This is a genomic window from Haemophilus parahaemolyticus, assembly GCF_002015035.1.
GTDB classification, from domain to species: domain Bacteria; phylum Pseudomonadota; class Gammaproteobacteria; order Enterobacterales; family Pasteurellaceae; genus Haemophilus_A; species Haemophilus_A parahaemolyticus.
The window spans coordinates 42,298-67,463 of the sequence record NZ_MUXY01000017.1 but is presented as its reverse complement, the minus strand read 5'-3'; the positions used below and the strand labels follow the sequence as shown (position 1 = coordinate 67,463).

At 41.1% G+C, this 25,166-nt stretch carries 13 protein-coding genes; 7 read left to right on the top strand and 6 right to left on the bottom strand.

Going from position 1 to position 25,166, the window contains the following annotated elements:
• The first annotated feature begins 94 nt into the window (after positions 1 to 94).
• From glgX to B0185_RS08850, 4 genes are all read left to right on the top strand, one after another.
• Positions 95 to 2,074, top strand: a complete 1,980-nt coding sequence (gene glgX, locus B0185_RS08865; RefSeq protein WP_005706529.1) for a glycogen debranching protein GlgX — start codon at positions 95 to 97, stop codon at positions 2,072 to 2,074.
• A 22-nt stretch (positions 2,075 to 2,096) separates the two neighbouring features.
• Positions 2,097 to 3,398, top strand: coding sequence for a glucose-1-phosphate adenylyltransferase (gene glgC, locus B0185_RS08860; RefSeq protein ID WP_005706553.1), 1,302 nt, complete (start codon positions 2,097 to 2,099; stop codon positions 3,396 to 3,398).
• 198 nt (positions 3,399 to 3,596) lie between these two features.
• On the top strand, positions 3,597 to 5,027 hold the full coding sequence (gene glgA, locus B0185_RS08855) for a glycogen synthase GlgA (RefSeq protein ID WP_005706521.1): 1,431 nt from the start codon (positions 3,597 to 3,599) through the stop codon (positions 5,025 to 5,027).
• 246 nt (positions 5,028 to 5,273) lie between these two features.
• On the top strand, positions 5,274 to 7,736 hold the full coding sequence (locus B0185_RS08850; protein ID WP_039863232.1) for a glycogen/starch/alpha-glucan phosphorylase: 2,463 nt from the start codon (positions 5,274 to 5,276) through the stop codon (positions 7,734 to 7,736).
• A gap of 44 nt (positions 7,737 to 7,780) precedes the next feature.
• Here B0185_RS08850 and trmJ read toward each other — a convergent pair whose 3' ends face one another.
• Positions 7,781 to 8,548: a tRNA (cytosine(32)/uridine(32)-2'-O)-methyltransferase TrmJ gene (gene trmJ, locus B0185_RS08845; protein ID WP_005706540.1), complete on the bottom strand. Its 768-nt coding sequence runs from the start codon at positions 8,546 to 8,548 to the stop codon at positions 7,781 to 7,783.
• Between the two features lie 214 nt (positions 8,549 to 8,762).
• On the opposite strand from trmJ, the gene pntA reads away from it, so the two are divergent.
• From pntA to B0185_RS08830, 3 genes are all read left to right on the top strand, one after another.
• Complete coding sequence (gene pntA, locus B0185_RS08840; RefSeq protein WP_005706535.1) at positions 8,763 to 10,301, top strand: Re/Si-specific NAD(P)(+) transhydrogenase subunit alpha; 1,539 nt, start codon at positions 8,763 to 8,765, stop codon at positions 10,299 to 10,301.
• A gap of 11 nt (positions 10,302 to 10,312) precedes the next feature.
• Entirely contained in the window at positions 10,313 to 11,761 is a 1,449-nt protein-coding gene (gene pntB, locus B0185_RS08835; protein WP_005706547.1) for a Re/Si-specific NAD(P)(+) transhydrogenase subunit beta, read from the top strand.
• 72 nt (positions 11,762 to 11,833) lie between these two features.
• Entirely contained in the window at positions 11,834 to 12,064 is a 231-nt protein-coding gene (locus tag B0185_RS08830; protein WP_005706566.1) for a YceK/YidQ family lipoprotein, read from the top strand.
• A 138-nt stretch (positions 12,065 to 12,202) separates the two neighbouring features.
• Here the strand turns inward: B0185_RS08830 and B0185_RS08825 are convergent, their stop codons facing one another.
• The 5 genes from B0185_RS08825 to B0185_RS08805 form a co-directional block, all read right to left on the bottom strand.
• The gene (locus tag B0185_RS08825; protein WP_005706511.1) at positions 12,203 to 12,967 is read right to left on the bottom strand and encodes a glycosyltransferase family 2 protein; all 765 of its coding nucleotides are present in this window, start codon (positions 12,965 to 12,967) and stop codon (positions 12,203 to 12,205) included.
• A 124-nt stretch (positions 12,968 to 13,091) separates the two neighbouring features.
• A complete protein-coding gene (locus tag B0185_RS08820) occupies positions 13,092 to 14,321 on the bottom strand; it encodes a uracil-xanthine permease family protein (RefSeq protein ID WP_005706517.1) in 1,230 nt (409 codons plus the stop codon).
• Between the two features lie 178 nt (positions 14,322 to 14,499).
• Positions 14,500 to 15,909 (bottom strand): YadA family autotransporter adhesin, encoded by a 1,410-nt coding sequence (locus B0185_RS08815; protein WP_050855319.1) that lies wholly within the window; start codon positions 15,907 to 15,909, stop codon positions 14,500 to 14,502.
• 29 nt (positions 15,910 to 15,938) lie between these two features.
• Entirely contained in the window at positions 15,939 to 24,317 is an 8,379-nt protein-coding gene (locus B0185_RS08810; protein WP_005706515.1) for an ESPR-type extended signal peptide-containing protein, read from the bottom strand.
• A 358-nt stretch (positions 24,318 to 24,675) separates the two neighbouring features.
• Positions 24,676 to 25,086, bottom strand: coding sequence for a DUF2251 domain-containing protein (locus B0185_RS08805; RefSeq protein ID WP_005706564.1), 411 nt, complete (start codon positions 25,084 to 25,086; stop codon positions 24,676 to 24,678).
• Between the last annotated feature and the right edge of the window lie 80 nt (positions 25,087 to 25,166).

The window sequence follows — 25,166 nt, the reverse complement described above, 5'->3', positions numbered from 1 at the left end:
CGGTTGAGATACAAGGGGCGAATTACATTCTCCCTGATAAACCACCGATGTTTTGGGGCAAATGTAATTTGCCCCTACAAAAGCGATAAAAAATATGTTCAAAATCTACAACAACAGCAATCCTATTCCAATGGGATACTCACAAGCGGTCGAAAACGGTGTACAAATTACCAATTTCGCCCTGTTTTCTGCGGCTGCGACAGGCGTGGAGCTTTGTCTTTTTGATGAACAAAATCAAGAAACGCGCTTGCCAATGGTGCGTACTGAAAATGTATGGCATTTGGCAGTAACTGGCGTGAAAACTGGTATGGAATATGGTTTTCGTATTCACGGCGAATTTGCCAACCCGAATAAATTAATGCTCGATCCCTATGCGAAAGCCGTGAATGGTAAACCTGATTTAAGTAGCGAAGAAAGTCGTTCTTGGTTCTTGCTTTCGGATAATCGCGACAACGCACATCTTGCCCCAAGAGCGGTAATTATTTCTGAAGAATTTGATTGGGAGGATGATACTTCCCCCAATACGCCTTGGGCGAAAACCATTGTGTATGAATTACACGTTAAAGGGTTTAGCCAGTTAAACGAGAAAATCCCCGCGACGTTGCGTGGTACTTATACTGGATTAGTGCATCCTGTGAACTTGGCGTATTTGAAAGAGTTAGGCGTAACTGCGGTGGAGTTGCTGCCTGTCAATTTCCATATCAATGAACCGCACTTACAGGCACGAGGCTTACAAAATTATTGGGGATACAATCCCTTAGCAATGTTTGCGGTGGAACCTAAATATGCGGCAACAACTAATCCATTAGCTGAATTTAAAACGATGGTGAAGGCGTTTCATAAAGCGGGTATTGAAGTTATTTTAGATGTGGTATTTAACCATTCTGCCGAATCAGAGCAAACTTACCCAACATTCTGCCAGCGTGGCATTGATGATCAAACTTACTACTGGCGTAACGACAACGGGCATTACATCAACTGGACAGGCTGCGGAAATATGCTCAATCTTTCTTCTGATGTAGGGCGAAAATGGGTGGTGGATAGTTTGCGTTATTGGGTGGAGCAATGCCACATTGATGGATTCCGTTTTGATTTAGCCTCTGTTTTAGGGCGTGATACACCTGATTTCAACGCGTCAGCTCAGCTTTTTACAGATATTAAAAACGAGCCAAGTTTACAAAATATTAAATTGATTGCCGAGCCTTGGGATATTGGACATTACGGCTATCAAGTCGGGAATTTCCCAAGTTATTTTGCCGAATGGAACGACCGCTTCCGTGATGATCTCTGCCGTTTCTGGCTATGGAAAAGTGGCGAAATTGGTGCATTTGCCGAACGCTTTGCAGGTTCTAGCGATTTATTTAAGAAAAATGACAGCTTGCCACACACAACGCTTAATTTTATTACTGCCCACGATGGTTTTACGCTTAAAGATTTAGTGAGTTACAACCAAAAACATAATGAAGCGAATGGCGAAGAAAATCGCGACGGCAGAAACGAAAACTACAGCTACAACCACGGCATAGAGGGTTCGACTGAAAACCTTGCTGAACCGCAAAAAAGTGCGGTGGAAAATGACCGCACTTTTGCACAAAGTGGATTATTAATAAGTTTATTGCTTGCGAATGGCACACCTATGTTGTTGGCGGGCGATGAATTCGACAATACCCAATATGGCAACAACAATGCCTATTGCCAAGACAATGAAATCACTTGGCTAAAATGGGCAAATTTTAACGAAAAATTATTTGAACTGACCAAGCAAACGATTGGACTTCGCAAAAAAATGGGCAGTTTAAACCGAGATCAATGGTGGTCGGCTGAGAATGTACAATGGCTTAACATTGCAGGCGAACCGATGACAGTTGAAGATTGGCAAAATCAACAAACCAAAGCATTACAGATAGTTTTAGATAATCGTTGGCTTTTGTTGATTAACGCCAAAGCCGAAGGTCAGGTGTTTCACTTGCCTAATGGGAAATGGAAGCCCCAAATCGGCACACATAATGTAACCCTTGAAGCACAACAAGCCGAAATTTATTCAATGGGCTTTTGTATGCTGAATGACGAATAACAATAAGACTATGGAGATCCGTATGAAATCTGGCGACCTTAACAAATATGATTTAGTTAAAAACACTTTGGTGCTTGTTCTCGCAGGTGGACGTGGTTCACGTTTACACGAATTGACAGATAAACGTGCAAAACCAGCTCTTTATTTTGGTGGTAATCGTCGTATTATCGATTTTGCACTTTCTAATTGTATTAACTCAGGTTTAAACCGAATTGGCGTAGTAACCCAATATGCGGCACACTCCTTGCTTCGTCATTTGCAAACAGGCTGGTCTTTTTTGCCACAAGAGAGAGGGGAATTTGTGGATATGTTGCCAGCTCGTCAGCAAATTGACGATTCCACTTGGTATCGTGGTACGGCGGATGCGGTGTATCAAAATATGGCTATTATAAAAAATCACTACCGCCCGAAATATATTTTGATCTTAGCAGGCGACCATATTTACAAACAAGATTACAGCGTGATGTTAATGGATCACGTCAATAGTGGGGCGAAATGTACCGTTGGTTGCATTGAAGTACCACGTTCTGAGGCTCACGAATTTGGTGTGATGGCTGTAAACGAAAATTTGAAAGTGAAAGCCTTTGTGGAAAAACCGAAAGATCCGCCAGCCATGGTGGGCAAACCTGATATTTCGCTTGCCTCAATGGGGATTTATGTATTTGATGCGGATTATCTTTATAAAATGCTTGAGCAGGAAGTGAATACCCCACAAACTAGCCACGATTTCGGTAAAGATGTGTTGCCAAAATGTTTAGAAGAAGGCACGCTTTATGCTCACCCATTCAGCCGTTCTTGTATGGGACGCAACACCGAGGGCGAAATTTACTGGCGTGATGTAGGAACACTTGATAGCTTCTGGCAATCCAATATCGATTTAGTTTCTGAAAATCCACAATTAGATATTTACGACCAAAGCTGGCCAATTCGTGGTAATCCTATTCAGGCTTATCCATCAAAATTTTTCTACAAACATTCCAATGTGCACCCTGTAGATAACTCACTTATCGGTGGCGGTTGTGTGATTACCGATGCGTCGATTAGCAATTCTGTGTTATTTGACCACATTAAAATTGATGCATTTTCAAAAGTGGATCACTGCGTGGTGTTACCGCAAGTTAAAATCGGTAAAAATTGTGTGTTGAAAAATTGTATTATCGACCGCGAATGTGAAATTCCTGATGGTATGCAAATTGGTGTGGATATAGAAGAAGATAAAAAACGCTTCCGTATCAGCTCAACAGGTAAAGTGATTCTTGTGACCTCGAAAATGTTAAAGAAACTTGAAGGACATGAGATTGGCGAAGAAGGACATTTAGATTAGTTAGGAAAAGTGCGGTCAAAATTGACCGCACTTTCTAAAACCCCTCTTTAGCAAAGAGGGGTAGGGGAGATTTGGCAGAAGTGAAATCAACCTCATAAGAATTTCAAACATCGTAATCAAATCTCCCCCAGCCCCTCTTTTCTAAAGAGGGGGGCTGATCGAGCGTTATTCATATTTATAGGGAAAATAAAAAACTCAATGAAAATACTACACGTTTGCTCGGAACTCTATCCGCTCTTAAAAACAGGCGGGCTTGCCGATGTTTTAGGGGCATTACCCCAAGCACAGAACCAAATCGGGCTGGATGCTCGCGTTTTATTGCCAGCTTATCCTGCAATTACAGCAGGTATTCCGCATACCCAAGTGGTTGCCGAATTTGATAACTTCGCTGGGCACGTGGAGTTGCGTTATGGAGAATATAATGGTGTCGGGATCTATTTGATTGACGCACCGCACTTATATGGTCGCGAGGGCAATCCTTATCACGATGCCTATTACAATGACTACGGCGACAATTACAAACGTTTTGCTTTGCTCGGTTGGGTGGGGGCAGAATTAGCCACAGGTTTAGATAGCTGGTGGCGAGCAGAAGTGGTACATGCTCACGATTGGCACGCGGGCTTATGTGCAGCGTATCTGTTCAATAAAGGTCGTCCAGCAAAATCGGTGTTCACTATTCATAACTTGGCGTATCAAGGGCAGTTTTCTTATCATCATTTATACGAAATTGGTTTGCCTGCGGGCATGTTTAATGTGGACGGTTTGGAGTTATTCGGACAAATTTCTTATTTAAAATCAGGCTTGTTCTATTCTGATGCAAGCACGGCGGTGAGCCCAACTTATGCAGAAGAAATCACGACACCAGAATTTGCCTATGGTTTGCAAGGCTTGCTTTCTGGCTTAAAAGCTCAAGGTCGTTTGGTGGGGATTTTAAATGGCGTGGACGAAAATATTTGGCATCCGAACGTGGATCAATACATTCCGCACCATTACAAACTGAAATATATGGCAGGCAAAAAGAAAAATAAAGCCGAACTGCAGGCGTATTTCAATTTGCCACAAGATGAAAACGCGTTAGCTTTTGTGATGGTTACCCGTTTAACCGAGCAAAAAGGTGTCGATTTATTAATCGAAAGTGCAGACGAAATTGTTAAACAGGGCGGGCAGTTGATGATTTTGGGCTCTGGTGCACCACACTTGGAACAAGGTATTCGTGAGCTTGCAGTACAATATCCTGACAATATTGCGGTAAAAATCGGCTATGATGAAGCCCTTTCGCATTTAATGGTGGCAGGTGGCGATGTGATTTTAGTGCCAAGTCGTTTTGAGCCTTGTGGCTTAACACAACTTTATGGTTTGCAATATGGCACACTGCCACTTGTTCGTAAAACGGGTGGTTTGGCGGATACGGTGGTGGATAGCACCTCAGAAAGTATTAAAGCTCGCACCGCAACAGGTTTTGTGTTTAAACAGGCAACGGCAGATGATTTACGCCGCACCCTTCAGCACGCATTTTCAATTTGGAAGAAACCTAGAGCTTGGTCAATGATACGCACGGACGCAATGGAACAAGACTTCAGCTGGCGTAAAGCTGCAGAGCAATATAGAACGCTTTATGAACGCTTGTAGTTTTATTCGTAAACTTTCTTAACAATCACACCGCTTGTGAAAGAATCTTTTGCAAGCGGTGTGATTGGGCTTGTTTTTTACAAAGATAAGCATAAAATTCGAACTACTTTTGTAGGCTGTGTGAACAACATTCACGCACTCAAAGAGCGGTCAAATTTTGATTGATTTTTGCAAACGTGCGTGAATTTTGCAAATTCATACACCCTACGTTAATCATTTCTTAGCATTCTAATAGAGGTTTTACCTATGATAATGGATAACTTTGATTCTCCATTCCAATATAATCGTCCTGAAATGACCGTTGAAGCGATTAAAAAATCAATCGTTTACAAACTCATTTTCTTAATCGGTCGCTCTCCACGTGAAGCCAGCCAACGCGATTGGCTCAATGCAACTCTCCACGCTGTGCGTGATTTGGTTACCGAAGGTTGGATTACCACTGCTCGCCAAGCTCGAGCAGAAGATTCTCGCCGTGTTTACTACCTTTCAATGGAATTTTTAATCGGACGTACGCTTTCTAATGCCATGATTGCAGAAGGTATTTATGGATTAGCACAAGAAGCCTTGTCTGAATTAAATGTCGATTTAGAAGAAGTTTTAGAAAAAGAAGTTGATCCTGGCTTGGGTAATGGCGGTTTAGGTCGTTTAGCCGCTTGTTTTATGGATTCTATTGCGACCCTTGGTTTACCAGGTATGGGCTATGGTATTCGTTATGAATATGGTATGTTCCGCCAAAAAATTGAAAATGGTCAGCAAGTAGAACGCCCAGATGCGTGGCTTGAAAAAGGGGCACCTTGGGAATTTATCCGTCCATCAAAACGTTTTACTATAGAATTTGGCGGTAATATTCACTTTGAAGGCAAAAAATGTATTTGGCAAGATACTGAAAAAGTGACCGCACTTGCTTACGACCAAATGATTCCAGGTTATCAAAATAATTCTGCAGCAACATTACGCTTATGGTCGGCACACGCAGGCGAAGTGTTTAACCTTGCCGACTTCAACCGTGGCGAACATTTAGCCGCATTAGAAGAGCACTCCGCAAATAAAAACTTATCTCGCGTGCTTTACCCTGATGATTCTACGTGGAATGGCCGCGAATTGCGTTTACGTCAAGAGTATTTCTTAGTCTCTGCATCACTTCAAGATATTTTACGCCGTCACAAACGCACCCACGATAGCCTTGAAAACTTGGCGGATAAAGTGGCGATCCACCTAAACGATACCCACCCAGCTTTAGCGATTCCTGAATTAATGCGTATTTTAGTGGACGATGAAGGTTTCGAGTGGAAAAAAGCGTGGGAGATGACGCGTAACATTTTCTCTTATACTTGCCATACACTGATGTCAGAAGCGTTAGAAACTTGGCCAGTGGAAATGATGGCGAAAATCTTACCGCGTCATTTACAGATGATTTTTGAAATTAACGATCACTTCTTAGAATATGTCCGCACTTATGTGACGACTGACAACGATTTTATCCGTCGCGTTTCTCTTATCGAAGAAGGCTACCAACGCAAAGTGCGTATGGGCTGGCTATCCGTGGTAGGTTCACACAAAATTAACGGGGTTGCCGAAATCCACTCTGATTTAATGGTAACTTCAACCTTTGCAGATTTTGCTCGCATTTTCCCAGAACGCTTTACCAACGTAACAAACGGTATCACACCGCGTCGCTGGCTAGCCGTGGCGAATCCACAATTAGCCGCATTGTTTGATAAATATATCGGCTCAGAATGGCGTTGTGATTTAAGCCAAATCGCAAAACTCAAACCGTTCGCACAAGAAAAAGCATTTAAAGAGGCTGTCGCTGATATTAAATTTGCCAACAAAGTAAAATTAGCGGAGTACGTAAAACGCGAGTTAGGGGTAGAGCTTAACCCGCACGCTTTATTTGACGTGCAAGTAAAACGTATTCACGAATATAAACGACAAATGTTAAACGTGTTGCATATTATCGCTCGCTACAATGAAATGCTTGCCAACCCTGAAAAAGATTGGCAACCTCGCGTATTTATTTTAGCTGGTAAAGCGGCTTCGGCTTATTATACTGCGAAACAAACCATTCACTTAATCAATGATGTAGCAAATGTAATCAACAACGATGAACGTTTGAAAGGTCGCTTGAAAGTAGTGTTTATTCCAAATTACAGCGTGAGCCTTGCTCAGTTGATTATTCCTGCAGCAGATATTTCAGAGCAAATTTCACTTGCAGGTACAGAGGCTTCTGGCACCAGTAATATGAAGTTTGCCTTAAATGGTGCATTGACACTTGGTACACTTGATGGTGCAAACGTGGAAATCTTAGAAAACGTGGGCGAAAATCACATTTTCATCTTCGGTAATACAGTAGAGCAAGTGGAACAACTTCGTCGCGACGGCTATCGTTCATTTGAATACTATCAAAATGATGCTCAATTACGCACAGTTGTGGATCAAATTATTGAAGGTAAATTCTCACCAGAAGATCCTCAACGTTATCATCAACTATTACAAGGCTTGCAATACCACGATTATTATCAAGCTTTCGCTGATTTCCGCAGTTATGTAGAAACTCAAAAAGCCGTAGATGAAAAATACAAACAACGCGACCAATGGATTGAAAGTACCATCCAAAATATCGTGAATATGGGCTTCTTCTCATCTGACCGTACGATTAAAGAGTATGCGGAAAGAATTTGGAAAATATCATCTATCCAAGCGAAATAACACTTTTTTCATTCTCAAAATTAGCCCTATCTAGGGCTAATTTTTTAGGAATTATTACTACTCTCTTTCTGACTACATTCCACAGCGGTTAACATTCCTCTTAACAAATTCAATTCATTGGTTTCTAATTCCGCACGTTGATAAAGGCGACGGAGTTTGAGCATCACTGCATCATTACGGATAAAACCAAGCGCTTTATAAAGCCTTTCCGTGTGTTGGTAAAAATGTTCCAATGCTTCGGCGTTTGGGTAATCTTTTTCGGCTTCTGCAAGCGGTCGGTATTTTACAAAGTTTTGCGTATTTTCGACCGCTTGTTGATTGCTAAGATAAGCCATTCTCACCTCATAAGCCGCTAATTGCACCGCCATAGCTAAATTGAGCGAACCATATTCAGGATTGGTAGGAAAGTTTAAGTGATAATGACATTTGAGCAATTCTTCGTTAGTTAGCCCAACGCGTTCACGCCCGAAAACAAGGGCGACTTTGCCTTGTTCAGCACGTTTTACGACTAATTCGCCACAAATACGCGGCTCGATCAGACTGCTTTGTAAGTGTCGCAAACGGGCACTGGTGCCAATAACTAATTGGCAATCTGCAACCGCTTCATCAAAAGTAGCAAAGGTTTGTGCATTTTCAAGCAGATCTTTTGCTCCTGCTGAAAGGGCAAAGGCATCTTCATCAAGCGGGCGTTTTGGCTCAACCAATCGCAAATGGCTAAGCCCCATGGTTTTCATTGCACGAGCTACAGAGCCAATATTAGCGGGCAGAGAAGTTTCGACAAGAACAATTTGAATGTGGTCTAAAATATTCATTTTGATTTTATTTAAAACGTTTTTTATAGAGGCTTATTCTATCAAATTTCACTTTCATTATAAAATTACAGATTCCGTCAAATAATTAAATTGATAGGCATAATTTTTTTACAAATTTGACAAATTTAGTGGTAGAGTTATGGCATTTTTTTAAAACCATAGGGCTACTTTAGAGTAGCTGAAATTATAACCCCAATCCAATACAGGAGTCTTTATGCTTATTGGTGTACCAAGAGAACTGTTAGATGGTGAAACGCGTGTTGCTGCAACACCGAAAACCGTTGAGCAGATTAAAAAACTGGGCTTTGAGGTGATCGTTGAACACGATGCTGGCTTTAAAGCAAGTTTTGAAGATGATGCCTTTGCGAAAGCAGGTGCGTCTGTTGGCACAACACAAGAAATTTGGAATGCAGACATTATTTTTAAAGTGAATGCACCCACTGAACAAGAAATTGCCCTTATTAAAGAAGGTGCGACCCTTGTGAGCTTTATTTGGCCAGCACAAAATCCACAATTGATGGAAAAATTAAGTGCGAAGAAAATCAATGTGTTAGCAATGGATGCGGTGCCGCGTATCTCTCGTGCACAAGCATTAGATGCTCTTTCTTCTATGGCAAATATTTCAGGTTACCGTGCGGTAATTGAAGCGGCAAATGCGTTTGGTAGCTTCTTTACGGGTCAAATTACGGCAGCGGGTAAAGTTCCGCCTGCGAAAGTGCTTGTGATTGGTGCGGGTGTTGCTGGCTTGGCGGCAATCGGTGCAGCGAATAGCTTAGGGGCGATTGTGCGTGCGTTTGACTCACGCCCTGAAGTAAAAGAGCAAGTGAAATCAATGGGTGCAGACTTCTTAGAAATTGATTTTGAAGAAGAAGGTGGTTCAGGCGATGGTTATGCGAAAGTGATGTCAGAAGAGTTCAACCGTCGTGCGATGGAACTTTATGCAGAACAAGCAAAAGAAGTCGATATTATTATTACGACCGCAGCAATCCCAGGTAAAGCAGCGCCACGTTTAATCACGAAAGAAATGGTGGATTCAATGAAACCAGGTTCTGTGATTGTGGACTTAGCGGCAGCAACGGGCGGTAACTGTGATTACACCAAAGCAGGTGAAGTGGTTGTGACCGACAATCAAGTGAAAGTGATTGGCTACACAGACTTCCCAGCACGTTTACCGACCCAATCTTCACAACTTTACGGTACTAACTTAGTCAATTTATTAAAACTATTAGCACCGAACAAAGATGGCGAAATCAACATCAACTTTGAAGATGTGGTATTACGTGGCGTAACCGTTATTCGCGAAGGCGAAGTAACCTGGCCAGCACCACCAATTCAAGTATCAGCTCAACCGCAACAAAAAGTGGCAGCTACCCCAGTTGAGAAAAAAGAAGAGAAACCAACCGATCCACGCGTGAAATATGGCGTGATGGCAGGTGTTGGTGCCTTATTCCTTTGGTTAGCTTCTGTTGCACCAGCGGCATTCTTATCACACTTTACCGTATTCGTATTGGCGTGTGTGGTAGGTTACTACGTGGTTTGGAACGTAAGCCACGCATTACACACCCCGTTAATGGCGGTAACCAATGCGGTTTCAGGGATTATCATCGTGGGGGCGGTGTTACAAATTCGCCAACCAACGGGTAATTTCTTCATTGATATTCTTGCCTTTATCGCGATTTTAGTCGCAAGCATCAATATCTTTGGTGGTTTTAAAGTGACGCAACGTATGCTTGCAATGTTTAGAAAAGGTTAAGGAGAAGCAAAATGTCATTTGGATTTGTTACCGCAGCGTACATTATTGCTGCAATCCTCTTTATTATGAGCTTAGCTGGTCTTTCTAAACACGAAACCGCAAAAGCAGGTTGTTGGTATGGTATCGTGGGTATGGCAATTGCATTAGTTGCAACCATCTTTGGCCCACAATCACAAGGTACACTTTGGATCTTAATTGCAATGGCAATTGGTGGTTTCATCGGTGTAAAAAAGGCCCTTAAAGTGGAAATGACTGAAATGCCAGAGCTTGTGGCAATTCTTCACAGCTTTGTGGGTTTAGCCGCGGTATTAGTGGGCTTCAATAGCTGGGGCTTACACGTAGAAGCCGTTGCACCGACTAATTTAGATGAAGTAGCACTTGCCGCATTCCACGCAGAACAAACAACTCTTGCGAACATTCACAACGTGGAAGTGTTCTTAGGGATCTTCATCGGTGCAGTAACCTTCTCTGGCTCATTAGTTGCATTTGGTAAATTAAGCGGTAAATTATTTGGTCGCAAAGTAAACTCTGCGGCATTAAATCTTCCGCACAAACATAAATTAAACCTTGCAGCATTAGTGATTTCAGCTTTCTTAATGGTGTCATTCTTAAAAAGCCCAGATAATATCTTCCCTGTGTTAATTATGACAGCAATCGCTCTTGCATTTGGCTGGCATTTAGTCTCATCAATCGGTGGTGCCGATATGCCAGTGGTGGTGTCAATGCTTAACTCATACTCAGGTTGGGCAGCCGCAGCGGCAGGCTTTATGCTAAGCAACGACTTGTTAATCGTAACAGGAGCGTTAGTAGGTTCATCAGGTGCAATCCTCTCTTACATTATGTGTAAAGCAATGAACCGCTCATTTATCAGCGTAATCGCAGGTGGCTTCGGTACAGAAGTGAAAGCAAGTTCAGGCGATGAAGAACAAGGCGAATACCGCGAAACTTCAGCAGAAGAAGTGGCAGAAATGCTTAAAAATGCAAGCTCTGTGATCATCACACCTGGATACGGTATGGCGGTCGCACAAGCACAATACCCTGTAGCTGAAATCACCGCAAAATTGCGTGAAAAAGGCGTGAATGTTCGCTTTGGTATTCACCCTGTTGCAGGTCGTTTACCTGGTCATATGAACGTATTATTAGCGGAAGCGAAAGTACCTTACGATGTGGTATTAGAAATGGACGAAATCAACGATGATTTCGAAGATACTGATGTTGTATTAGTTATCGGTGCAAACGACACCGTAAACCCAGCGGCATTAGACGATCCATCAAGCCCAATCGCAGGTATGCCAGTATTAGAAGTTTGGAAAGCACAAAATGTAGTAGTATTCAAACGTTCAATGGCGGTAGGTTACGCTGGTGTTCAAAACCCACTCTTCTTTAAAGAAAATACCCAAATGTTATTCGGCGATGCAAAAGAACGTGTAGACGATATTTTAAGAGCATTGAATAACTAGCTCTAAATTTAACAAAAGATAAGACTGACTTTGATATAATGCAAATGTCAGTCTTTTTTATTTCTTAATTTTATGAAAAATAACTTAATCAAATATAGCGGTTTAGCGATCCTTTTAGTAAATTTAACCGCTTGTGGCACAATAATTAATTTAGGCAAAGGAGATTATACTGCCTATGGTGGAGTCAGAAATGATTTTAACGTTATTCAAGAGGGGGGAGTGTTAGGCGTTTTAGCGGTGCTTGATTTACCATTGAGTTTTGTTTTTGATACATTGATATTGCCCGTCACATTAAGCAAATAATGCTAGTATTATATAGCAGTTGTACAAAATGATTTTTGCACTGATGAGGATATTAAAATGACTTTACCAATTTATTCTATTCGAAATAGGTGCGTGAACCTTACGATTCACACAACAATGTAAAATAATTTGGTACTCTTAATCATTATTTCTCGTTCTATTCCATAAATCTGCATATTTCACAAATGTAGAGTGTGCAGATAATATAGCAAGCAAAAATCCTTGTTTACCATCTAGAAATCCGGCTTTCAATAAATACATTTTTACAAAACAGCCTAATGCGTGAGTAACTCCATCCATTAAAGATGCCTTTTTCCCTGTATTAGCTCGCTGAATTGCCCAGGCTTTAGCATAACTCGCTGATTTTACTAAGTAATGGTGAATATCCTTATAGGTAAAATGTAATAAGTCCCCTTTAAGTTTCTTAACTTGTGCATTTTTAGGATAATGCACCTTCTCATGCACTAATTCATCACCATATTGTGCAAAATCTTGACGATATAAACGCACAACATAATCAGGATACCAGCCTGAATGTGTGATTTGACGACCAAAAACTTCACTTAAACGGCTTACTTGATAAACTGTATTTTGTTCATTATTTTCGACCGCTTGTAAAATACTTTGCTTCAGCTCTGGTGTTACTCGCTCATCAGCATCAAGCCATAATACATAATCACTGGTCACATATTGTTGTGCTAATTGGCGTTGCTTGCCAAAGCCCTGCCAATCTGTGTTAATGTAAACTTTCGCATCAAATCGCTCAGCAATTTGTAAGGTTTCATCGGTGCTGCCGCTATCTAAAATGACAATTTCATTTACCCAATCTTTTACTGTTTCAAGACAAGCAGCTAAATCCTGAGCTTCATTCTTTACAATCATTGCAACACTTAATGTTGGCATCTTTTCATTCCTATTCATATTGAGTAATACGGTTATTTTACGTGATATGAAGCAAAATCGCATCTTAAAAACAAGAAAACCTGATCAAGCATTGCTTAATCAGGTTTTGATCAGTTAAAGAAAATTATGCTTCGGTGTTTTTAACTCTAGGCAGTACTAAATTCATTAGAATCGCGGCAATTGCACAAAGGCTGATGCCTTTAAGTGAAAATTCGCCTACATTGATAAGCATACCACCAATACCAAAGGTCATCACGACTGAAACAATGACAAGGTTACGAGCTTCGCCCATATCTACTTTGGCTTTAATGAGCGTGCTCATTCCCACTGCTGCGATAGAGCCAAATACAAGCATCATAATACCTCCCATCACCACACCTGGAATCGTTTGTAAGAACGCCCCCACTTTACCGCAGAATGAAATGGCAATTGCCCAACAAGCCGCCCAAGTCATAATCGTTGGGTTGAAGTTTTTAGTAAGCATTACTGCACCTGTCACTTCTGCATAGGTCGTATTGGGTGGGCCACCAATTAAAGAAGCTGCGGTAGTTGCTACGCCATCACCTAATAATGTGCGGTGTAAACCTGGTTTTTTTAAAAAGTCGTTACCCGTTACAGAGCTGATTGCCATAATACCACCCACATGTTCCACTGCTGGAGCAATCGCAATGGGAAGTAAATATAAAATCGCATCTAAGCGGAATTCTGGGAAAGTAATGGTCGGCACATCAAACCATGCTGCATTTTGCACAGGAGTGAAGTCTACAATACCTAGAAAAAGAGATAACAAATAGCCCACAACGATACCGAACATAATCGGCACAAGTTTCATCAAACCTTTAGCAAAGACGGCAACAATGACAGTAGTGATTAACGTAACCATTGAGACAAGCATTGCAGTATCTTGTGAAATAGCTCCATTTGTATTTTTACCTAATGCCATATCCACTGCAACAGGGGCTAATCCTAAACCAATGATGATGATAACAGGACCAACAACAACAGGCGGAAAAATTCTGTCCATTATTTGAGCCCCTTTCCATTTTACCAGGCTACTTAAACAGAGGTAAACCAAGCCCGTACAAGCTAATCCGCCCATAGTAACAGCAATCCCCCACGCTTGCACACCGTATTGAATTGGAGCGATAAAAGCGAAAGAAGAAGCAAGAAAAATAGGTACTTGACGTTTGGTACAGAGTTGGAAAAGGAGAGTACCGACACCTGCAGTAAGCAGCGCGGTGTTTGGATCAAGCCCCGTGATTAACGGAACTAGCACTAAAGCACCGAAAGCGACAAAGAGCATTTGTAAGCCAACAAAGGCTTGTTTCGGTCTACTAATGGTTTGATTGTTCATGGAAGTTTCTCAGTTGTGATAATAAAAACAAGTTGGTTATCTTTCGACAACTGAGAGTAAATTATACTGAAAATCAGCTAGCTTGAATAGAACTTATCAATGGCTAATAAAAAAAGCGGTCAATTTTGACCGCTTTTTATCATTTAATCATTAACTTATAAAGTTAATATTAGTGGGATTACCATTGGTAACCTACACCTACAGAGCCACCCACTTCACCACGTGTATTCGCATTACCTTGAAGTTTCAAGATAACTTTACCGTTGTCTGAAGCACGAGAGTAACCTACTGCTACCGCACCTTGACCTTTGAAGGTACCTGCTGCGGCTGCTACCATTGATTTACCTGGAATGTAAACTTGTGGTAAGCCTGCTGCGGCATTTGAGCCAGCAATACCTGCACGTAAATCTTTACCCATACGATTCACTTTATTATCTAAGTGAGCAATGTTTTGATTAATTTGTGCATTGCTATTACGTAATTGACTTACATTTACGGCATCAGTGTCTTTGGCACCCGCAGCAACATTTGTGACACGTGTTGCTTTACCTGCTGCATCAGTAAGTTTCACTTCAGTGACACCATCTTCTGCTGATGATGATGTAGTAACTGTTGTTGCTGCATTACCAGCCCCTACTGTTACAGTATTCACGCTTACATCATTTGCTAATGCATAAGTCACAGCATTTCCATCACGTTTAACTTTTAAGTTTTTACCTGCAACATGGGTAATTTCATTACCAGCACGTACAGAAGAACCTTCATCATTAGCCGTAGAAGTCGTAATTTCTTCTTGTGTATCAGCAACTTTTACAGTCCAACTTGCACTGTTGATTGCATTTGCCACATTTTGAACAGTTGCAACTTTGTTACCTTCACCCGCTGCCACAGTGACTTTACCGCGATTTGCACCAGCCACATCTGTCGCTTCTGTGATTTCACCAGTGTTCACTTTAACGCCATCTTTACCCACAGTTAATGTATCTGTGTTAGCTGATTTCACATTAAAGGTTACATCTAAACCGCCTGTTGTTGAGTTCGCTACAACATTTGCTTTCGTACCGTCACCATTTACGTAGTTTACTTGCGTATTTGGGGTAACCACTTTCGTTGTAACATTACCGTTCGCATCTGTTACATTCGTTAACCAACCAGTGTTGTTGATGGTATTTGCTACATCTCCCACTGTTGCAACACGTTTACCATCACCATTTGTTGTTGCTTTACCATCTTTATAGCTGATAGTACCAGTAACTTGGTTCACGATTGAAGTTGCATTCACAGCAAAGTCTAACGAACTTGTTGAACCATCAGATTTAGCGGTAATTTTTACTGATCCATCTTTGCTCGTGAAGTTCACGTTATTACCGTGTGTAACAGCATCAACAGCTTCATCATTTGCTTGTAAATTCCAACCAGCATTTAACACATCGTTAACTGTTGCAGCATCTTTGCCTTTACCTTTAGGATCAATGTTAGTTGGTTTTGTAACCGATTTAGCATTGTTAGCTACTGGCGTTAAGTGATCTTCTGTAACAAGATCGTAAGATACATTAACTGTTTCTTTACCATCTGCTGCTTTAGTCACTACCACATTAGCTTTAGTGCTATTGCCATCTACGTAATTTTCCAGCCTGACTCATTAATCGCTTTCGCTACTTGGTCACCTGTTACGTAGTTTTTATCGCCTGTTGCAACACCCGTTGTTGTGTTACCTTCAACTTTACCTTGAGCAATGCTTACATTGATATTACGCACGCCATGTTCATCTGTTTCACCTGTTACAGAGATACCATTTGAACCATTGAAACGTACTTCATTTGCATTCGTTACGTTTGCTGCATAATCACCTGCTGATACTACCCAGCCTAATCTTTTCGCATCCGCAACAGTTAACGCATTGGTTTCGTGTGAGTTCTCTAAATCCGCTAAACCTGATGCCGCTTTCACATATGCTACATACGATTTCAACTCTGGTTTTGCTTTTACTAATTCATCTAACTCTTCTTCTGTCGCCAATGTGCTTTCTTTTGTGAAGTCTGCAACACCTGTTTCTGGGTCAACAACATAGTATTTATCTCCAACTTGAACTAATTGGTCACCATCTTTGTTGAATTCCATCGTGTACGCACCAGCGTCTACGTTCGTGATTCGGGTTGCATTGCCATCTTTACCTGCAACTTTTAATACACCTGAATCCTCCGCATCCTGCATATCCACCGTTAGATTTACTGCTGTATCACCTGAGCCAATTTGTACTCGGTTGTTCGCTGTCACACTGTCAACTTCGATGTCTTTCGCTAAACCATAAGTGAAGCTTGTACCATCGCGTTTCACTGCTAAGTTTTTATCTGCTTGGAAAGTCACTGTATCACCTGCGCCAATCGCTTGTGATTCTGCTCCTTTCTCTGAGCGGTCTGTCATCGCAGTATCTAAGTTAGCCGCATTCGCAAACCATTTCGCACTGTTAATCGCATCCGCTACATTTTGTACAGTCGCTACTTTGTTAGCTTCATCTTTTGCCACAGTGACTTTACCACGTTCAGCGTTAGCGATTGTCGATGTTGAACCATCTGCATTTGTGATAGTAATAGTTGCATTGCTATCTGCAGCTGTGATTTTACCTGTATTCACTTTAACGCCATCTTTACCCACAGTTAATGTATCTGTGTTAGCCGATTTCACATCAAAGGTTACATCTAAACCGCCGGTTGTTGAGTTCGCTACAACATTCGCATTTGTGCCTGAACCATTCACGTAGTTCACTTGCGTGCCTGGGGTCACCACTTTAGTTACTGTCTCTGGTTGATTTGTGGTTGCATTTGTTTGCGTTACGTTCGTTTTCCAGCCTGACTCATTAATCGCTTTCGCTACTTGGTCACCTGTTACGTAGTTTTTATCGCCTGTTGCAACACCTGTCGTTGTGTTACCTGCAACTTTACCTTGAGCAATGCCCACGGTGATTGTGTGTACGCCATTTTCAGATTTCGCACTCACATCTACGCCATTAGTGCCTTCAAAGACCACTTCATCTGTATTGGTTACCGCTGCAGAATGGTCTCCTGCACTCACTACCCAACCTAGATTTCTTGCATCCTCAACCGTTAACGCATTCGTTCCTTTTGAACCATATAAATCAGCTAAGCCTGCAAGTGCTTTTTGACGTGGGTCTAATTTCGCTAACTCTTCTTCTGTCGCTGGTGTTGCTTCAATATTTGTTGGATTACCCGCATCATCTAAAGTGACATATTTGTCGCCTTTTTTAACAATTTGGTTGCCATCTTTATCGAATGTGACCACTTCAGCACCCGCTTTCACGTTCGTGATTTGAGTTGCATTGCCACCTTTACCTGCAACGCTTAAGGCACCTGAATCTGTCGTTAGATTTACTGCTTTCTCATCTGAACCAATTTGTACTCGGTTGTTCGCAGTCACACTATCCACTTCGATGTCTTTCGCTAAACCATAAGTGAAGTTTGTACCCTCGCGTTTCACCGCTAAGTTTTTATCCGCTTTTAAGGCAATTAAATCACCTGCACCTATCGCTGCCGCTTCCTCATCTGTGTCTTTTTGAGTTCGGTCTGTTAACGCTTCTTCTAGATTTTCCGCTTTGGCAAACCATTTCGCACTGTTAATCGCATCCGCTACATTGTTTACTGTCGCAACTTGATTATCACCTGTTTGCTCGGCATCTTTCACGGTCACTTTACCACGTGTTGTGCCCGTTGTTGCCGCGGCTTCTAGCTCGCCTTTTAAGACCGATACACCATCTTCAGTGACATTTAAAATGTTATCCGCATCTTTATCGACTTTAAGACCAAAATCAACGTTGTATTTACCGCTATTCGCATCAAAATTAGAGGTAATATTCACGCCATCTTTCGCATTAAAGATAACTTCATCCGCATTTTGTACCGCAGTTGAATTACCCCCTGCACTCATGACCCAGCCTAATTTACCTGCATCCGCAACTGTAAGGGCGTTAGTTTGGTCTGAACCAGCTAAATCCGCTAAACCACTCGCCGCTTTTGCATAAGTATCGGCATCCGTATCAGTGTCTTTTAACGGTGTTTTTTCCTCAGCATTTGCTTTAGGTAAACCTTGGTCATCAATATCTGCCGTGTCATAGAACTTGCCACCAATTTCAACTAACTGGTTGCCTTCTTTATCAAAGACAAGCGTTTCTGTGCCTTCTGCAACATTACGTAATACAACATTATTACCTGCAGTATTATCGTTAGATGCAACATTATTCATTGAAGCCACTACGTTTGTTACCGCATCATTGTCAGCATCAACGCCATCTTTGAGTTTACCGTTTTCAACATTGTCAGCGTAGTAATATTTATCACCCACTTTAACAACTTTCTTACCTTCTGCGTCGGTATAAACCACTGGTAAATCAACGTCAACTGTTACATTCGTGGTATCTTGACCTGTTTGAGCATTACGTGTTGTTGTTGCTTTTAATACGGTATTTTTGCCGTTTACAAAGTTTACAACATCTTCAGGCGTTACTTTCTCAGTTGCAGAATCGTCTGCTGAGTTCGTGCCTTTTGTATCAACCCCGTTTTGTTTCACATAGAAACCAGATTTATAAACCGTTTGATTCAATTGATCTAAATTGACCGCTTGATCTGGTGCTTCTGCCCAACCTACGTTATTTAATTTAACACCATTTTCGCCTTCTTTAATTTCATCTTTATTAAAGTTAGGATCTGCTGCTAATAATTCTGCGTACGTTTTTGGCGTTACTGTTTGGTTAGCATCATCGTAAGTATATTCTTTTGCTTTGTATGGATTGGTATTCCATGAAGAACTTGCATCAGATAACACCGCACCTTTTTTCGAAATTGGTGTCGCTTTTGTATTCACTGCAACAGCACCAGCTTTCAGCGTGCCCTGATCATCTAAGTCAGAAACTTTATACCATTTTCCATCAGAAAGTTTCACTACATCAACTTCTTGACCGTTTTCTGTGATAGTGGTTTCTGTGTAATCCACAGGTAAATCAACAGAAACATTGATATTGCGAATTTCACCTACATTTGAACCGCTTACATCAACAGCACCTAAACCAACAAAGTTCACTTCTTTCGTATTGGTTACATTTGCAGAGTAGTCATTCGCTGAAGTTGATACAATCCACCCCATTCTCGCTGCATCTGCCACTGTCATTGCATTAGATTGAACAGATGAAGTTAAATTCACTAAACCATTTAATGCGTTTTCATATGGTGTTCTATCATCTGCTGTAGCAATGTCAGCTGTATCTACCGCTACTGCATTTTTAATTGGTTTACCATCTACCACATCTGCAACTTTGTAGTATTTATCTCCAACTTTTACTAGTTCGTCACCATTTTTCTTGAATGCGATTGTATTCGCACCCGCTTTTACATCGTAAGAGACTGAAACAACCTCTTTGCCACCAACGGTGTTTTTAATCACATTCGCTGTTGTTCCGTTACCATCAACATAGTTCACTTGCGTGCCTGGGGTAACCACTTTAGTTACTGTCTCTGTTGCACCTGTAGTTACATTTGTTTGCGTTACGTTTGTTTTCCAACCTAATTTATTTAAGGTTTCAGCTAATGCGTTTGCTTCAACTAAACCAGTTCTGCTTATTCCTTCTTCCGCTTTGCCATCTATTACCTCAACTTTGCCTTCGTTTGGCGTGAAGGTGACTGTATCGCCTTCTGCTTTTACAGAAAGCAAACCATCATCTGTTGAGACAAGTTTGAAGTTAACCCCACCTGTTTTGCTCAGTTTTTGATCTAATGTTTCCGATTCATTTTTGACTGCTGTACCTTTTACATTACTGCTAGCAGTCAATTTGATGGTGTTATCTGTTGCGGCTTTAACCTCTTGAAGTTGTTTATAATTTACCGCATCGTTATCACTATCGCCCTCTGCAACGTTAGTAATTTTTACTGGAGCAGTACCATCTGCAGCAGATACTTTTAATGTGTTTCCATCGCCTTTCGTTAATTTAGGGCCATCTGTACCAATTTGTACGCTCGTAAACTCAACATCATCTTTAGTTTTAAATTCAAACTTATTAGTTGTATGAGTAACTGCAAGATTTTTACCTGCTTCAAAGGTCACTTCCGTGCCAGCTGTAACTTGGTCAGACTTGTCGTTAGTAATTTGATTACCATCTGCACCATTTCCTGCCGCTTTAGCTGTCCAATAAGCACTATTCACTGCATTTGCTACTGCATTTACCGTTGCTAAGTTACTGCCTTGGTCAGTGGTTGTGGTTGTGCCTGCATTTGCTTTGGCTTTCACTTGACCCGCTTTTTTATTCGCATCTGCAGCAGTTACTACTTCAGTTTCACCTGTTTTCGCTTTGATGCTTACTTCAGTGCGTTTGTTATCTTGAGTATTAACTGTCACTTCGGTGGTGTTTTCATCGCCACTAATAAAATCAACCGTGTCGTACGTGCGAACAAAATCCACATTCGCTACAGTAGCATCCGTCGCTTGTTTTTTACCACGAATATTCCAACCGCTATTTAATACGTCTTGAAGACTTGCTGCTCGTGCTTTTTCTTCAGGCGTAATGCTTGTTTTTACTACGTTTGTAGCTGGTGCACCAACAAGCGTATCTTGTAACGTAGATTTAATACCATTCAAATAAACAGGGGCGTTGGTATTTGTGCCTTCTGTTGTGGACAAATGTAAACCTTTCGCATCACTTGTTAAACCCACTGGGTTGGTGTTACCAATGGTTAATTTCGTGCTTACATTCGCACTATTTACCGTAATATCATTCGCTAAAGCAAAAGTAAGGTTATGAGCATCACGTTTAACGCGTAAGTTTTTACCTGCTGTATAGGTAACAGCATCACCCGCTTTGACTACTTCGCCAGCATCATTTTTGGTTTCGTCATTATCGGTAATCGCCGTATCATGTTCATTAGCAGCTTTAATCACAGTTCCTGCACTGTTAATCGCATCCGCGACATTTTTCACGGTAGCCACTTTATCAGCATCGCCATTTTTCACCGTCACTTTGCCACGGTTTGCATTTACAGCGTTGCCTGTTAGGGCATCTGTCGTCGCATTTACTAATTCGCCTTTCGCAACATCTACCGTGATAGTACGTGTATTATCATCTGTTTTGCCTGAAACAACCGCTGCACCTGTACCAACAAATTTAACTTCATTCGCATTTTTTACTTGAGCAGTATATTCTGTTCCTAATCTACCTGTAGTTTTATTTGATGAAACTACCCAGCCCATACCACGTAAATCGCCTACTGTTGCAGCAGTCTCATTTGCTACACTTTTATCTGCAAGATTGGTTAAACCTGAATAAGCATCGTCTTGGCTCATCGTTAATTCTTCGAGAGTACCATTTACTAAAGGATTATTCACATCAAATTTAGCTAACCCACTCACCACATTCGTGATTTTTGCTGTTGCATTGGTTGTGCCTTTATTAAGTTTTAAATCACCTTCATTGGTTGGTGTTAAGGTTAATTTTTTATCATCGGCAGTATTTGCATTAACTAATTCCACCCCTTTGAAATTCGGCGTATCTACTGTCGCAAAGGTAAATGTTTTAGCAGTTTTGTGATCTACCGTTAGGTTTTTACCTGCTTCAAAGGTTACTTCCGTACCAGCTGTAACTTGGTCAGGGGTGTCGTTAGTAATTTTATTACCATCTGCACCATTCCCTGCCGCTTTCGCTTTCCAATAAGCACGGTTGATAGCATTTGACACATCCTCTACGGTTGCAGCTTTATCACCTTTATCTGTTTTCGCAGAAATCGTGCCGTCAGTTGTATCGTCTTTAAATTCCCCTTTTGTTACAGTATAAGTAACATTTGCACCCGTGCCATTTGCTGCAACAGAAACAGTTGCTAAACCATCTGCTTTAAAGTTCACTTGTTCATCAGGGCTAATGCGTGCTTTCGCAGCTGCATCATCACCTTGAGCAATTTTCCAGCCTGCATTCACATAATCATTTAGGTTATTAATAGCCGTTGCAACATTGGTTGCATCAGCTGGTTTGGTATATGTAGCTGTATCAGCTAAACCAGTTGTTTTTAACGGGTGGCTAAAGTTCTCAAGCGTACCATTTTGGTTTAAAGTCGCACCGCCACCGATAATGGTTGCAGCTGATGTTGCAAGATTATTTACTACACCACTGAAGGCATAAAGTTGAGAACCGTTAATCGCATCAGTAGAAGTAGAAGAAATTTCACCTGCGGCAACAAATTTAAGTTGACGTTCATTATTAGCAGAACCAATAGAAACAAAACGACCTTGTTTATCTACAGCAGCTTTTGATGGATTACCTTCAGTATCCGATCCTCCTAAATTACCCGCGAAGCCACTATAAACGAGTTTGCTACCGTCTTTTGCACCAATTTTCGCAGAATTAACCTTTTTTACCTCTGTTGGCACAGTGCTGTTATCACCTAATACCACTGCACCAGTGTAACTGTCACCATTTTGGGCTTGAACAGTCACTTTATTACCCAACACAAATGTTTGGTCTGCTTTTACGGTATTGTTGTTACCAAACGCATAAGAGTGATGACCTGTCACGGTATTTGGATCACCAAATGCACCAGAGTAGTTACCTGTAACGTTATTGCCATGACCAACAGAAATGGAGTCTACACCACTGGCTTTTGCCTGATAACCCAATGCAATTGCATTAGTCGAATTCGCACGAGCTTCATTACCCACTGCAATAGCACTTGTTGTTTCCGTATTATTTGCAGCAGCATGAGTTAAGTCGTTTTTGATTCTCTGTAAAGCAAGAGCAATACGCTCAATAGCAGAATTGATACTTGCTAAAGCGAATTTGTTTTCGGCTGTTGGATCTGCTGTAACCTCATTTTGCGCTTCTGTTTTTCGAGTTTGAGCCTTTGTTAGTAGTTCCTCTAAGCGTACTTTCTCATATTCTAGAGCTAGTTTATCTTGCTCTGTATAACCACCTGCAAACGCATTCTGTCCTAGAGCAATACTGCCGTTTTTAATTGCTGCGGCATTATTACCCACAGCAATTGCTGCATTACTTGATTTAGTACTAAATTGCCCTGAGATTGCTTCTTTTCCTGCAATAGGCTGTCTTATATTTCGTGCAGTTGTAGCATTTACCCCTAAAGCAATAGAATCAGAATCACGTGCACCGGCTTTATAACCAATAGATATGAATTGGCTTCCGGCATTACCACCTTGTTGTGCTTGGGTTGCCACTGCTTTGTTTTCATTAATATCATAATTTTTAGCATGATTTGTATGCCCTTTTTCTCCTCTTTCTGCTCTTAAATCACGATCTGAGAATAAAGACATTGCACCAGACAATCCGCCTAAAGCCACTGAATTATGTTGATCAGCACCTGCTATTGCACCAATACCAATACTGCCATTGATATTTCCACCAGAAAGTGCAAAGTTACCAATAGCAACAGAGCCTGCTGTCATTGCATTCCATCCATTTGCATTCAACGTATCCGCTCTTGCACCAACCCCAATCGAAACAGATGGACCAGAGATTTGTGTACCATAACCAAATGATGAACCAAAGGAGTCCTTCGAACTAGCACCTCCTCCCACTCGAACATGGTTCCCAACAATAGTATCCCCTGCCATACCGTTTTGACCTGCACTAGAAGTATAACCAAATGCAGTAAAATCATAGCCGATCATAATAGAACCATCATAAGATCGTGTTTTGTGATCACCAATAACAATTACATTTTTAGGTGCTGCACTACCTTCAGCTTGTGCTGTAACAGATGCAATATTATCATTTGTAATCGCAATTCCTGCTGTACTAGATGCAGCAACTTTAATCGGTGTAAGTGTTGCCGTTGCGGCTAAAGAGTTACCCGAAACTAACGCAGAACCTACCGCAAGAGAGATGGTGGTTAATGTTTTAGATTTTGTTTTTCCCTTTGCTTTAGAGAATTCGCTCACTGCGACCCACGTTTGGGTTGCGTGATTCCATATCACTTTAAAGACTTTATTCATTCATTTTTTCCTTTTATATGTGGTATATAATGAAAAAAGGGGAACATAAGCAACATCTCTCATATTCAAAATAATATAGAGGTGGGTTTATATTCTCCTTCGTTGGACACATTGATGATCTAATAAATAAGATAACCGTGTTGGTTATAATACATTTTTCCGATAAACAAAAAAACATATTTACATAACATTACATACAAAGTATGTAAATTAACCTATTCATAGATAGACACCGATTATTATAGCATAAAAATAAAACAAAAGGAGGGCTAAAACCTCCATAAATTCAGTATTATGTCATCGCTGTACAAGATGATTTTTGCATAACCCCCGCCCCTACAGGAACAACCATAAAGACTTATCCTAACCACGACTTAACAAGCTCATGAGTTGTTTCTTTATGCACCCACATACTGCTTAAATCTGGTTGCGGGAATTTTGTATGGTTGTAGCCAACCAATTGCTGGAAATCAAACACGGCGTGCGGGTAGCCATTAAGCAATAAAAAGGCTTGATAGCCATCTTCAGACCAACAGATTTCTAATCGGCGTGGTTCTTTTAGGCTATTTTGCTCAATATCACTCACGTTGTAGACGAACAAACTATCAACAATCGGTTGCTCGGCTTGGTGTAAATCCATTGCATAGAAATAGCCTGTTTCGCCATCATCTTCAAACATAACGACTAAATATTCCTGTTGGGTGGAGTGAGCCCCATTACGATAGCCTTCTCCTAATAATATTTGATCAGTTAATATGGAATATAACATTTTGTTTTCCTTACCATAGCAAAAAAAGATAGAAAAAATGCCACAGAAATCTGTGGCATTCTTATAAAGCTAATCCGCTT